We start from the raw sequence: 12,510 nt of genomic DNA on the forward strand, positions 1-12,510 counted from the left end.
CTCGAACTGCGTGAGTTCGATCTCTCGTCGATCGACGCGCTCGACGGCACGGTACTCGGCCAGGTGCTGGAGGAGATGTTCAGCGGACCCGGGACCCCGCGTCGGGACCGGAGTACAGCCACCACAGCAGTCACAGTTCCTTCAGCAGTTTCAGCTCACACAGTTCGAGTACATGGTCTGGTCATGTCTGACCTGGTCCCAGGACCCGGGATCAAGCCGTTCCGCTCCTTCATCTGCAAGGTCGCCTCGCGTTGCAACCTCGACTGCGACTACTGCTACGTCTACCGGCACGCCGACCAGTCGTGGCGGTCGCAACCGATACGCATGTCCATGAAGACCGCAGCACAGCTCGGCCACCGGATCAACGAGCACGCACAGGCACACAACCTGCACGAGGTGGAGCTGACCCTCCATGGAGGAGAGCCGCTGCTGCTGGGGGTGGAGTACCTGCGCGCGCTCTGCGAAACGGTGACGCGGGCGGCACCGGACGTCGGGATTCGCTGGAACGGACAGACGAACGGCACCCCGTACACCGAGGAGGTCCTGGACTTCTGCCGGGAGTGGAACGTCTCCTTCGGACTGAGCATGGACGGTCCGCAGGCGATCAACGACCGCCACCGGCTGGACCACGCGGGCAGATCGTCCTTCGCACGGGTGGAGCGGTCGATCGAACTGCTGAGCAGCCCTCGGGCTCGCGGGTTATGGGGAGGGATCCTCGCCGTGATCGACCTCGAGTCGGATCCCGCAGAGACGTACTCCTACTTCCGCTCCTTTGATCCGCCGTCCATCGATTTCCTACTACCGCTGGGCCATCATGACTTGCGGCCCGCGGGAAAGGAGCGGCTGGACACCACCCCGTACGCGGACTGGCTGCTCCGCATCTTCGACATGTGGTACGGCGAACGCCCCCAGCCCGTCAGGATCAGGCGGTTCCGGGACGTCATCGCGCTCTACCTGGGAGCCGTGAACAGTTCCGAGGAGTGGGGGCTGCAACCCGTCGATTTCATCGTGGTCGAGACCAACGGCGCGATACAGGCAGTGGACACGATGAAGGTCACCTACCCGGGGGCCTGCGAGTTGGGTCTAAACATCTTCGACGACAGTTTCGACACCGCTCTGAAGTCGCCCCCGGTACAAGAGCGTCAGGACAAGTGGCGGGCCCTCGGGGATACCTGCCAGGAATGTGAGCTGGTCCGCATCTGCGGCGGCGGGTATTTCCCGCACCGGTACTCACGGGCGAACGGGTTCCGGAACGTGTCCGTCTACTGCGCCGATCTCAAGAAGCTCATTCGCGTGATCACCGACACGGCCCGGAGGGACTTGCAGCGCCTGCCCAGGCGGGTCGGACGCGAGGAGGGGAAAGCAGGATGACCGTGACCGCCACCCAGCTCGACCGGTCCACCATCACGTCGCTGGCGACCCCACAAGGCTGGACCGGAACCACCTGGGCAGTCTTCCAGGCCAGGTACCTCCACACCCTGGTCGGCATCCGCAGGCTCGCCGCACTGCTCGCCGAGAGAGCCCCCGATACCTTGGCGGAGTCCGGCTTCCCGGCGAGCCTGGAGGCGATCCGGGCCGTTCCCGCCGATGTGCAGAGGCGGGTACTCAATCATCCGAGCGCGGCGTTCTGGGTGGACGTGGCCTGGAACCTCGTGGGACGGCGAGCACCCGAGTGCTTTCCCTCGATGCATCTGCTCCCGCATCTCAGGGAGTTCGCACGGTTCACCCTCTCGGCGCTGCTCCTGCACGGTCACGGGCGGCTCACGGCCGAAGTCCGCGCGGACGCCGCGGGACGGATCAGCCTGCCGGGCTCCGCACTGGCCTTGGAGGGTGCGGCCCCCTGGACCCGTACCTCCCTGACCGTCGACAACGGTCACCTGTCCTGGAGCGGACGCCACGTACATGTGCCACGGCTCCTCGGCGGCACGGAGCTGAATTGGCTCGACCGGGACCTGAGGCTCGGCGGACGGGCCCGGTTTACGTACGCGGAACCAGGCCCCGACGAGGCACAGCGCTGGCAGCGCGAGCTGAACAGCCACCTCGACCTCGTCGCAGCGGTGTGCACGCCCCTCGCCGAGGAGATCGCTGGCGGGCTAGGCGCTATCGTCCCGGTGATCTCTCCGGACCCATCGCGCGTGCACGTGAGCGGAAGCTTCCACGAGGCGCCCGGTCTGGTCGCCCTGGCGCTGGGCGAGCCGATGGCGACGGCGGAGGCGTTGGTGCACGAACACGGCCACCAGAAGCTCAACGCCGTCCTGGCGCTCGACCCGCTCATCGCCGACGACACCGGTGAGGCCACCCACTACTCACCTTGGCGGGAGGACCCCAGGCCGCTGAGCGGGCTGCTGCATGCCGTCTACAGCTTCGTGAGCGTCGCCGACTTCTACCAGGTGGCCCTGGACGCTCCAGATGCCGGCGGCCTGGACACGCGGAGCGTCGTGAACCGCGCCTACCGGGTCGTCCGCCAAGTCCGTGACGGGCTGGTTGAACTGCGGGGCGCGGCTTCCCTGACACCGCTGGGAGCCGCGTTCGTCGATGCGGTCACCGACCGGATCAACGAATGTGAGGCAGCCCTGCCCGTGCCCCGGTGGCCGACCGCCGTCACATCGACGGCGAGCGCTCCGCACACCGTGCCCGGTGGGACGAACGGCATCCGGCTACGGCCGCCACCGCGTCCCCCGCCCCGGCGCCTGTGACATGGCCCGCCCAGAACGACGCCGCCACCCAGACAGCCCTGCACGCCCTGGGTCTCCCGGGGGACTGGACCCCGGGCGCGATCGTCCACCGCTGGTACCCGGCGGACTCCCTGCTGGAGGCTGTACGCGACCTGCACCGGCTCCACGGAGGCAAGACCGTCGGCATCCTCCCGGACACCGCCGCGGGTGACGGCCTGATCCTCGACCTCGCAGCGGCCCATCTCGCGTACGTGCGCGAGGAGTACCGCACCGCCGCCGAGCGCTACGCGGCTTGTGTCAACCACAGCCCGCGGAGCCCGTACTTTTGGCAGTGCTACGCCTACGCGCTCCGCCATCTCGGCCGCCGCGAGGAAGCGCTGTACGTCCTCACGCACACCGAAGCGCTCATGGCGCGGCGGCAACCGCTCTCCGCGGACCACGACGTACGCACGACGGCGGAGGCCCTGGCATGGGGACTGCACCTGCCAGAAGCAACGGACACGGCTCCCGCCCAGGTCCGCCCGGTGAACCTGCCGGCGACCGCGGCGGTCGAACGCGAGCTGCGCTCAGGCCAATACTGGAACCTGGCCGAAGCGACCCGCGGTGGCGCCCAGCTCCCCGCACTCATCGCCGTCGCGAACGGGCTGAAACCGGCCATGGACCTGTGGGTCCCACGGGACGGCTGGCCCGCCCTGCGCGCACTCACCGAGACGCTCGGCCTCGTCCACCACGTGGACGCCTGCTTCGACAGGCTCTCGCCTCAGATCGCCCGGATGGCCCCGGGTCGTCTCACCACGACCCGGGCCGCGTTCGTGCCCGACCTGCGCGAGGGCGCCGAAGCCCACGTCTTCCTCGCCCGTGACCAGGCTGCCCTGGACCGGGTGGTCGGCTCCGGCTGGTACCCGCTGATCGTCGACGGCAAAGTGGTCGACAAACACCGGGCCGATCATGACACGTTCGGAGACGCCCTCGGCTACCCCTTGTGCTGCCAGGACTTCTTCCGCGAGCGCAACAACTGGAACGCCGACAACACCTACTACGCGGCGTGGCGCAACACCCGGGGCGTGCCTTCCCCGCTGTGCAACCCCCACCTTCGGCACACCCTGTACGGCCTGGTCCCGTACATGCCCTGTTCCTACGCGTGCCCCGCCACCCTCGAGTTCGCCGGCCGTCTCCGCGAGGTCATCCGTACTGAACTCCCGCACTACGCTGCAGCAATCGAAACGGCCGTGTCGAAGCCGCTGTTGTGCGTATCCGAGCTGCGGATGTACGGGTTCGAGGGAGAGACGGTCCACCACCATGACGACGGCACGGTCACCCTCACCTACTCGGGCGCCAGGTCCCTGTATCCGGTCGAGGACACCGATCCGCTGGGGGACCTGCTCCGCGCGGGAGACCGATGCACCGTCGACGGCAACATCATCCACGTGCGGCGAGGAAAGGCCTACATCGCGGGCTACGAGGCCCGGGGGGACCGGCACGGTCCGGAGTGCCCATTCGTCGTCTCCTTCGGCTGACGGGACCGCAGACTGGTGAAGCTGGCTGAATGGAAGATCGGGGTTCGGTAGGGCAGGGATGGTCGCCGGGCGGCGGAGCCGTCCGGCGGGGTCTGTGGCGGGTGTTCAGGTTGCGGGTTGGGTGGTGAGGGTGACCTGGTGGCCGAGCTTTTCGAGTTGCCGGACGAGGACGCGGGTCTTGCGGGTGGGATCGCCGAGGCGGTGGTACCACTCGGGGCCGAGGTCCTGGTAGGCGGTGTCGGGGCCGTGGATCAGGTGCCAGGCGATGACGAGGATGGAGCGGGCGACGGCGACCAGGGCTCGGTTGTGGCCCCGTCATTTGACCAGGCGGCGGTAGCGCGCGCCGAGGAAGGTGTCGGTGCGGGCGGCGGAGGCGGCGGCCTCGCCCAGTGCGGCGCGTAACCACGGGTTGCCCTTGCCGGCACCGGCGGAGGTGGTCACCGGGCCGGACTGGAGGGTGCGGGGAGAGAGTTTCGCTTAGGAGGCCAGGTGGTCCGCGGTGGGGAACGGGCCCATGTCCGTTCCGATCTCCGCAAGGATGACCTGTGCGGTCCGCGGTCCCACGCCGGGGATGGCGACGAGCCGGTCGACCAGGATGGCGGGGTGCAACGTGACTACACCGACCCTGAGCTGATGCGCCTGATCCGTCGATTCGTCACGCCCGGGCGCCGGTATCTCCGGGTGGGTGGAGGCATGCTGCGGTTGAGCGGGCCTGAGCGCGAGGTGTTCGTGGGCGAGTTGGTTCAGGCTGCCACGGAGATCACTCCCGCTGAGCTCGCCGTTCTGTTCGAGGGCGGGTGGCGGGAGCGTAAGACTGCCTCCTGGCTGGTCGTCGTGGCCGACAGGACCGAGTTCCGCAGTCGGATCGGCGAGCTCCTGCTGGCCAGTGAAGGGCCCTACGCCGGCGCGGCCTACTGCGTCACTCTTGCCACGTTCGGCGAGGGCGCGGACGCGGAGTCGCTCTGCAGGTACCTTGATCACTACTTGCCGCGGCTCGATCTCCACTACGACCAGGGCTTCGCTCTCGGCGCGTTGCTGCACCTCGACGCCGTACTTGGGACCGAGCACGCGTCCCGGTACCTTGCCGAAGGTGGCCTGTGGCAGCAGTGGGCGGACGTTCCGGCCCGCAGGGAGTGGGATCCGCAGGACATTCGGCGGTTCGTGGACCGGCTCTGCTCCTTCGCCGGGGAGTGCGCCGATCGCTTCGCCGCACTGGAGACCGGGCACTGATCCTCCGGCCGCTCAGGGCCCTCGGTAGCGGATGGGGACAACGGGAAACACGGACCGCTGGCCGCAGACCGACCAGGATCGCGGCGCGACTTCACCGCGAACGCCCCGAACCGGCTGTGGGCGGCCGACATCTCGCTGACCCCCACCGGCGAGGGCGCGGTGGCCGGCCACGATCCGCGACGACTTCTCCCGCCGGATCGTGGGTCGGCAGACCTCAGAGCGGGCGGATGTCGACATCGACCTCGTCCTCACCGTGCTGGAGTTCCATGGTCACGAAGTCGACCGTGTGTGGTGCCGCCGACGGGCGGCACCACACACGGTAGGTAGTGCTTATTCGTCCTCGTCCTCGTCCTCGTCCTCGTCTTCGGACTCGGCAGTCCACCACAGGTCGATCCGGTAGGTTTCGAGCGTCTCGTGGTGGGCCGCGAAGACGGCGTCCGAGTTCAGTTGGCCTTCAGGCGTGGCAAGTTGGGCGCGCAGGCTGCTCTGCTGGTCCTCGGCGGCCTGGCGCCCCTTCCAGGAGACGCGTCCTTCGTAGAGTCCCGGGCGCGGCAGGTCGAAGCAGCCGGCGATCTCGGGCGAGAAGGCGCGGATGACCACACATCCTGTGGGCGTGTCCAGGTCCACCTCGCGTTCGCCCTCCGCTTCCCAACCGATGTCGGCCGGTGTCGGGCCGTCCCACACCCGAACCAGGATCTCGGCGGGGGAGGTTCCTTGAAGGCTGTGGATGTAGATCTGCGTACCGGTCCTACCGACCACATCCCGTCGGCTCTGGAGGAGGGCTTCGTCGCTCGGAACGGTGGCGTCCGAGTCGTACACGACGATCTTGCCGTTGTCGGGCCAGGTTTCGGTACGGAACTCGAAGAGGACGGGCACTGCTGTCTCCCTGCTACTCCGGTCGGTGTTCGGCTACGGGACGATCTTCACGTAGAAGGGGTCGTTGTCCAAGAGCCGGTTGACGGAGTAGACCTCACCGATCATGTTGCCGCCCTTGCCGTTGTCATCGCCGTCTATGAGGCGTGCGGAGTAGCGCTTGTCCCCCTTGTTCGCGCCTTCCTTGGTGGAGGCGAAGGGGTACTCGTCGCATTCCAGTCCGGACTTCGTGTAGTCGCCCCAGATGTCTTCGCAGGTCTTGATCGCGACAACACGGTTCTTTTTCTGCTCCTCCCGGTTGACAAGGCGGTGCAGGGGCTGCTTCGCGCCGGGGACGGTCTTGGCGTTGAACGACGGGAAGGTGCGTTCGGGGTTGTTCTGCGCGTCCGCTATGTGTCGAGCGCTCTGCCGTACGAGCGGGTCGGAGAGCTTCATGACGAGTTCGACCCGAGCGGCGGTGAAGACGGTTCCCTTGTGCTTGCCCGCGCTGGGGCCGGCGTAGTCGAAGCGGACGTCGGAGTGGGCGGCGTCGGCCTCCTGCCATGCCCGGGCGGGTGCACTGGGCGATTTGACGTTCATCGACATGGTCACCGTGGTGTTGACGATCTGGTCGTTCCCCTGGTCGAACAGCGGGCCGTTGTCGGCCGAGGTGTACGTGAGCGTCCAGAGGGGGTTCGTGTCCCACGACCCGAGGAGATCGTCGCGTCGCTGCTTTCCGGGGTCGGTCACCGGGCCGCCGAGGCGGGTGAACTCCTGGTTGATCGACCACTTCGTGGCGTCCTCGCCGGAGACGGCGGCGACCTTGACGTCCTTCACGCTGGCGACGAAGTCGACCTTCCGCTGTCCGTCGTAGGCGAAGCCGAGGAGCCACGCGTCGAATTGGAGCCTTCCGATCGTGTCGGTGCCGTCCTCCCGTCGAAGCACCACGTCGTAGTGGCGGTGTACGCAGGTTTCGAACCGGTTCTTGACCCAGCCCGCAGGCGTGTCCGCTTCGGAACGGCTGGCGCATTCCTGTTCGAGGCCGGGGTCGTCGGCGGAGAGGGCCGAGGCCTCGTGCAGGGACGCGGTACCGAGGTCGCGGCCCTGCTTCGCGGTGATGTACTCGGAGAGGGGGACGGGCGAGCCGAGCTGTGCCAGTTCCTCTGCGGGCACGGTGGAGGCGGGGACGAACCCGGTGGCTCCAGGTCCCTGGGCGGCGGCCGGGTCGGCGGCGACTGTGGCGGCGGCCAGTAGGAGGGCGGAGGCGGCGGTGCCCGCGGTGCGCAGGAACCGACGCGTGGGTATGTTCACGGAGGGGACTCCCAAGGTGAGGGGCGGGTGGTCAGGACTGCGGGTGGCGCGGTACGACCCAGTCGAGGTCTCCGGGTGTCACTGCCTGCATGCCGCACCCCAGCAGGCGTCGACGATGTCGCCCGTGCTCTGGGTGTAGGCCACGGCGAGGCCGTCACTGCTGGGGCCGGCCTGCTGCCGGCCGTGGGTGGGGGCGTCGGAGGTGATCACCCACAGCGGGGTGTCGGCGGCCCACCGTGCGGCCGTGCGCCGCCCGCTGGTGTCGTCACCGACGGTTCCCGCGCTCACCTTCAGGGAGCTGACCGGCACACCGAACTCGGTGGCGGTACGCAGCTTGAGGCTGTCAAAGCTCGGTTCGGCGGCTGGGGCCGCCGAGGTCACGTCGTCGCGTTCGCGCCGTACGGATGCGACCGTCTGCTCGGTGTTGCAATGCCCGGCTGTTCGCAGGCATTCGGCGAGACCGGGCACGGTGGTCAGGCAGGCGTCGGGGGTGTTCTGCAAGCAGGTGTGCAGCGTGTCCTGGTCGACGCCGTTGAAGACATTCGGCCGTCCTGCGGCCGGGACGGAGGAGGCCTGGCCCCGTGGTGCCACCGGCGCGGGAGGAACGGCGGCCGTCAGTGGTTTGGCGACGTTCCAGGAGATGGTGCCCGACGGCTGGGGGTTCTGCTGGGCGGTGAAGCAGTACGGTGCCGTGTAGGGGGTGGTGGTGCCTGGCATGAGGTCGCCGCACTTGCCGAGGCCAAGCGTCGTGGCGGCGTTGGCGGGAGCGAACCGTGCCCAGACCTTGTTCTCGTCCATCCATTGCGGGCGGTTCTCGACGACCGGCACGTTCACGTGCTCGGGGTGGCTGACCTCCAGTCCGACATCGATCCGGTGCCCATGGGCGTCCCGCGACACGGGCTTCTGTCCGGTGGTCGTGCCGACCGAGTTGAAGTCGTAGAAGACCTCCCACTGCGCGCCGTCGTCCTGGCGCTGGAGGAGGTAGCTGTGGTTCCTGCCGTCCGCCAGGCTCGGGCCCGAGCCGACGTCGATGGCCGTCTCCCGCCCGCCCTGGTCGGTCACTTCCTCCTAAGGCCTGTCTGATAATTGATCTCGTGGCAGGTCGAGGTGAGTTGACGGACGCGGCGTGGGAGCGGATAGAGCCCCTGTTGCCGCAGGTGGATGGGCGTGGCCGCCCGTGGCGTGATCACCGGCAGGTGGTCAACGGTGTGCTGTGGCGGCTTCGGACCGGGGCCCCGTGGCGCGACCTGCCCGAGCGGTACGGACCGTGGCAGACCGTCTACGAGCGGTTCGCCCGCTGGGAAGCGGACGGCACCTGGGCGAGGCTGCTGGAGCACGTCCAGGTCCGCGACGACGCCGTGGGCCGGGTGGAGTGGACCGTCGCCGTCGACTCCACGGTCAACCGGGCCCACCAGCACGCCGCCGGCGCCCGCAAAAAGGGGACGCGGACGGGGACGAACTGGAAGATCCGGGCCGCTCACAGACGCGCCAGGCCCTCGGCCGGTCCCGAGGCGGGCTGACCACGAAGGTCCACCTCGCCGTCGACGGCCGCGGCCTGCCGCTGTCGATCGTGCTCACCCCGGGCAACGTCAACGACGCCACCACGTTCGCCGAGGTCCTGGACGGGATCCACGTCCCGCGAGCCGCAACAGGCCGCCCGCGCACGACACCGTTGCGGGTGCTGGGCGACAAGGCCTATTCCAGCAGGGCGATCCGGCATCTGCTGCGGCGTCGGGGCATCGCTGCCACGATCCCCGAACGCCGCGACCAGGTGGCCAATCGCCGACGCCGCGGGCGCCTCGGCGGTCGGCCGCCCGCCTTCGACAAGGAGATCTACCGCGATCGGAACGTGGTCGAACGATGCTTCGCCCGCCTCAAGCAGTTCCGCGCGATCGCCACCAGGTTCGACAAGCTCGCCGACCGCTACCGCGCTGGAGTCGTCCTGGCCTCCCTGATCCTCTGGCTCCGCGAACCGGCCAGATGATCATTTGTCAGACACGCCTTAGGGCGTGTCTGACGATTCGCGTCGGATCAGCGGGCGGCGTTGGAGTGTGTGCCCTCGGCGGTGCGGAGGACGGGGGTACCTCCCGGCCGGAGACTGGGGAGAGTCCATGCGGTGGGGGTACCTCCCGGCCGGAGACTGGGGGCCATCGGCGACCGACGACAAGCCGGCGAGGTACGTGCTCCGGCGGCGACCGCCCGGCGGGAATTGTCAGACACGCCCTAATGGGCAGCGGCCGACTGCGCTGCGGACAGTGCGGCCTGCGGCGACTTGGAGCCGGTCAGCGCGGCCTGGACCGAGGTCCACAACTGCTCGGAGATCTTGGGGTACTTGGTGCCCAGGTCGTCGCTGGTGCGGCCCTTGGCGGCCTTGACCGCGTCGACCCACGCCTTCAGGTCGGGGTCAGCGGCGGCCTGCTTGTCCTGCACCGTGGGGGTGGGGGCGATGTAGGACAGCGTGGCGTCGGTGGCGTAGGAGTTGTCCGCGCTGGTCAGACAGGACACCAGCTTGTCCGAGACGCTGTAGCGGGCCGTCTTCTTCTGGACCGGGACGGTGACGAACTCGCCACCGGTCGGGGCCGGGGCGGTGCCACCGGTCATGCCGGGGACCGGGATGACCCCGTACTCGAAGCCGGCCTTCTTCGCGTTCGCCAGCTGCCAGGTGCCGTTCTCCGCGAAGGCGAACTCACCGGTGGCGAACTCCTGCCAGCTGGTGGTCTGCGTGTTGTTGATGACCGAGTTGGGGGCCAGGCCCTGCTTGACCCAGTCGGTCCACAGGGACAGCGCGGAAGCGGCCTGGGCGGAGTCCAGGTGCGTGAGCTGCGCACCGGATCCCCAGAACCACGGGAGGAACTGGAAGCTCCCCTCCTCGGTGCCGATCCCGGAGAAGGTGATGCCCTTCTTGCCCGCGGCCTTCACCTTCGTCAGGGCGGCGGTCAGCGATGCCCAGTCCTTGATCGAGGCGACGTCCACGCCGGCGGCGTTCAGGACCGCCTTGTTGTAGTACAGCGCCAGGGTGTTCGCGCCGATCGGAGTGCCGAACGTCTCGCCGCCGCTCTGACCGGCCGCGAGCAGATTGGGCGACACCGCCGAGGTGTCGACCTTGCTCTCCCTGGCCGAGGTCAGCACACCGGCCTCGGCGAGCGTCGAGACCACCGGATTGTCGACGATCAGCACGTCCGGCGAGTTGCCCTGCTGCGCCGCGAGCAGCGCCTTGGTGGTCAGGTCGCTGGTGTCGAAGGCGGTCCGCTTGATCTGCACGCCGGCCTGGCTGCCGCAGGTGTCCAGCAGCTTGGCCCAGGCCGAGCCGGCGTCGAACTGCGGGTACGGGTCCCAGACGGTGTAGGTCCCGCCGGCGGAGGCGCTTCCCCCGTCGGCGGCGGACGTCCCGGTCGAGGAGGAGCACGCGGTGCCGGCGGAGGCGAGGACGACGGCAGCGAGCGAGGCGGCGGCGAGCCGCCAACCGGTGGATCTGTTCATGGCACTGAACCCTTCGGTCTTACGGACTTCCGTGTTACGGCCCTATGTCGAATCGATTGCGCGAATCGGTTCGACAGGAACATAGGACTGGCATCTGAGGCCGTCAATAGCCCGGTCGAACTTCATCGCGGAGCGACTGGGGGCTGGAGTGCGTGCCACCCGTGGGCAGCCATGCCGTGCGGCTTGCGGCTCGCGGAGAAGCGCACTACCGTCTACCGAATCGGTTCGACTATCAGCCGCGACATGAGGACAGCGATGAACATCGGGGAGATCGCCAGCCGCGCAGGCGTCTCGCGGAGCACCGTCTCCTACGCGCTCAGCGGCAAGCGCTCGGTCTCGGACGCCACCCGCAAGCGCATCCAGGACGTCATCGACGAGCTCGGCTATCGGCCCAACGCCGCGGCCCGCGCGCTCAAGGAAGGCCGGACCCGGACCATCGGCCTGGTGATCCCTCCCGCCAGCAGGCGGCTGACCCACATGCAGCTCGGCTTCGTGGCCAGCGTGGTCGAAGCCGCAGCCCGTGCCGACCTGGACGTCCTGCTGTCCCCCTCCGGGGGAGACCACGACCGGTCGTTCGAGCGCCTCCTCTCCGGAGGGCGCGTCGACGGGGTGATCCTGATGGAGATCCGCCTGGAGGATTCCCGGGTCCGCAGGCTGCAGAACGCCAAGCTGCCGTTCGTCGGCATCGGGCACACCGCCCGCGCCCACGAGATGTGCTGGATCGACGTCGACTACGCCACCGTGATCAACCAGTGCGTGCACCACCTCGCGGACCTGGGCCACACCCGCATCGCGCTGGTCAACCGCTCGGTCGAACTGATGGCAGCCGGCTACGGGCCGGGGCACCGGGCCCGTGACGGGTTCACCGCGGCCCTCGCCCAGCGGGGCATCCAGGGCATCGACCTGGAGTGCGGGGACGACGCGGCCGCCGGTCTGGTATGCGCCACCCGACTCCTGCGCGAGCACCCCGACGTCACCGCGATCGCGACCATCAACGAGGCCGCGCTACCCGGAATCCAGCGCGGCCTGGAGGAGGCCGGCCTCAACGTGCCCGGGGATTTCTCCATCACCGGCGTCGTCGGCCGCACCTGGGCCGAGGAGTTCCGCCCCCCACTGACCGCCGCGGACGTACCGGCCCAGGACATCGGCACCCAGGCCATGGACCTGCTGCTCGAACGCATCGCCGACCCCACGACCCCCTTCCGCAACATCCTGCTGGCCCCGCCGGTCTCCCTGCGCGGCAGCACCGGCCCCGTGCGCGCCACCTAGCCCGGACGAGGCACCGCGGCGTACGCCCTCCGAGCGGTTCCGCTTCTCCTTGCCGGATCCGAACGCAGTGGGTCATGGCCCTCCGGTAACAGCGCCCTTTCCCGCACAGCCACCGAGGTCGTGGTCGTCCAGATGGGTCGGCACCCCGGGGGCGCACCCGCGCCCGGTGGCGGGAG

General features: G+C 68.9%; 12 protein-coding genes. 6 read left to right on the top strand and 6 right to left on the bottom strand.

What is annotated here, in order from left to right:
* From ACYP53_RS30820 to ACYP53_RS30830, 3 genes are all read left to right on the top strand, one after another.
* Positions 1-1,371 (top strand): FxsB family cyclophane-forming radical SAM/SPASM peptide maturase (locus ACYP53_RS30820; RefSeq protein WP_459649861.1); only part of this gene is annotated, 1,371 nt, incomplete at its 5' end.
* Positions 1,368-2,696: an aKG-HExxH-type peptide beta-hydroxylase gene (locus ACYP53_RS30825; RefSeq protein WP_459648544.1), complete on the top strand. Its 1,329-nt coding sequence runs from the start codon at positions 1,368-1,370 to the stop codon at positions 2,694-2,696. The genes ACYP53_RS30820 and ACYP53_RS30825, both read left to right, overlap by 4 nt.
* Positions 2,693-4,192 carry a hypothetical protein gene (locus tag ACYP53_RS30830; RefSeq protein ID WP_459648545.1) on the top strand — a complete coding sequence of 500 codons (1,500 nt, stop codon included), beginning with the start codon at positions 2,693-2,695 and terminating at the stop codon, positions 4,190-4,192. The genes ACYP53_RS30825 and ACYP53_RS30830 overlap by 4 nt, the downstream gene beginning before the upstream one ends.
* Positions 4,193-4,507: 315 nt before the next feature.
* Here the strand turns inward: ACYP53_RS30830 and ACYP53_RS30835 are convergent, their stop codons facing one another.
* Positions 4,508-4,633 (bottom strand): hypothetical protein, encoded by a 126-nt coding sequence (locus tag ACYP53_RS30835; RefSeq protein WP_459648546.1) that lies wholly within the window; start codon positions 4,631-4,633, stop codon positions 4,508-4,510.
* Between the two features lie 36 nt (positions 4,634-4,669).
* Positions 4,670-4,801 (bottom strand): transposase, encoded by a 132-nt coding sequence (locus tag ACYP53_RS30840; RefSeq protein ID WP_459648547.1) that lies wholly within the window; start codon positions 4,799-4,801, stop codon positions 4,670-4,672.
* Between ACYP53_RS30840 and ACYP53_RS30845 the strand changes: the two genes are divergently transcribed.
* A complete protein-coding gene (locus ACYP53_RS30845; protein WP_459648548.1) occupies positions 4,796-5,422 on the top strand; it encodes a DUF6000 family protein in 627 nt (208 codons plus the stop codon). The genes ACYP53_RS30840 and ACYP53_RS30845 overlap by 6 nt on opposite strands.
* 330 nt (positions 5,423-5,752) lie before the next feature.
* Here the strand turns inward: ACYP53_RS30845 and ACYP53_RS30850 are convergent, their stop codons facing one another.
* The 3 genes from ACYP53_RS30850 to ACYP53_RS30860 form a co-directional block, all read right to left on the bottom strand.
* Positions 5,753-6,298, bottom strand: coding sequence for a hypothetical protein (locus tag ACYP53_RS30850; RefSeq protein WP_459648549.1), 546 nt, complete (start codon positions 6,296-6,298; stop codon positions 5,753-5,755).
* Positions 6,299-6,331: 33 nt separating this feature from the next.
* The gene (locus ACYP53_RS30855) at positions 6,332-7,585 is read right to left on the bottom strand and encodes a NucA/NucB deoxyribonuclease domain-containing protein (RefSeq protein WP_459648550.1); all 1,254 of its coding nucleotides are present in this window, start codon (positions 7,583-7,585) and stop codon (positions 6,332-6,334) included.
* Between the two features lie 78 nt (positions 7,586-7,663).
* Positions 7,664-8,647: a hypothetical protein gene (locus ACYP53_RS30860; protein ID WP_459648551.1), complete on the bottom strand. Its 984-nt coding sequence runs from the start codon at positions 8,645-8,647 to the stop codon at positions 7,664-7,666.
* Positions 8,648-8,679: 32 nt separating this feature from the next.
* Here ACYP53_RS30860 and ACYP53_RS30865 point away from each other — a divergent pair.
* Positions 8,680-9,569, top strand: a protein-coding gene (locus tag ACYP53_RS30865; RefSeq protein WP_459648145.1) for an IS5 family transposase whose coding sequence is annotated in 2 segments (ribosomal slippage) — positions 8,680-9,034 and positions 9,034-9,569 — 891 coding nt in all. Because the reading frame shifts where the segments join, the coding sequence is not laid out codon by codon here.
* A 239-nt stretch (positions 9,570-9,808) separates the two neighbouring features.
* Here ACYP53_RS30865 and ACYP53_RS30870 read toward each other — a convergent pair.
* A complete protein-coding gene (locus ACYP53_RS30870) occupies positions 9,809-11,065 on the bottom strand; it encodes a sugar ABC transporter substrate-binding protein (protein WP_459649862.1) in 1,257 nt (418 codons plus the stop codon).
* Positions 11,066-11,308: 243 nt separating this feature from the next.
* Here ACYP53_RS30870 and ACYP53_RS30875 point away from each other — a divergent pair, with 243 nt between their 5' ends.
* Entirely contained in the window at positions 11,309-12,334 is a 1,026-nt protein-coding gene (locus ACYP53_RS30875) for a LacI family DNA-binding transcriptional regulator (protein ID WP_459649863.1), read from the top strand.
* Positions 12,335-12,510: the final 176 nt, after the last annotated feature.

It is taken from the genome of Kitasatospora sp. Ki12 (assembly GCF_054601375.1).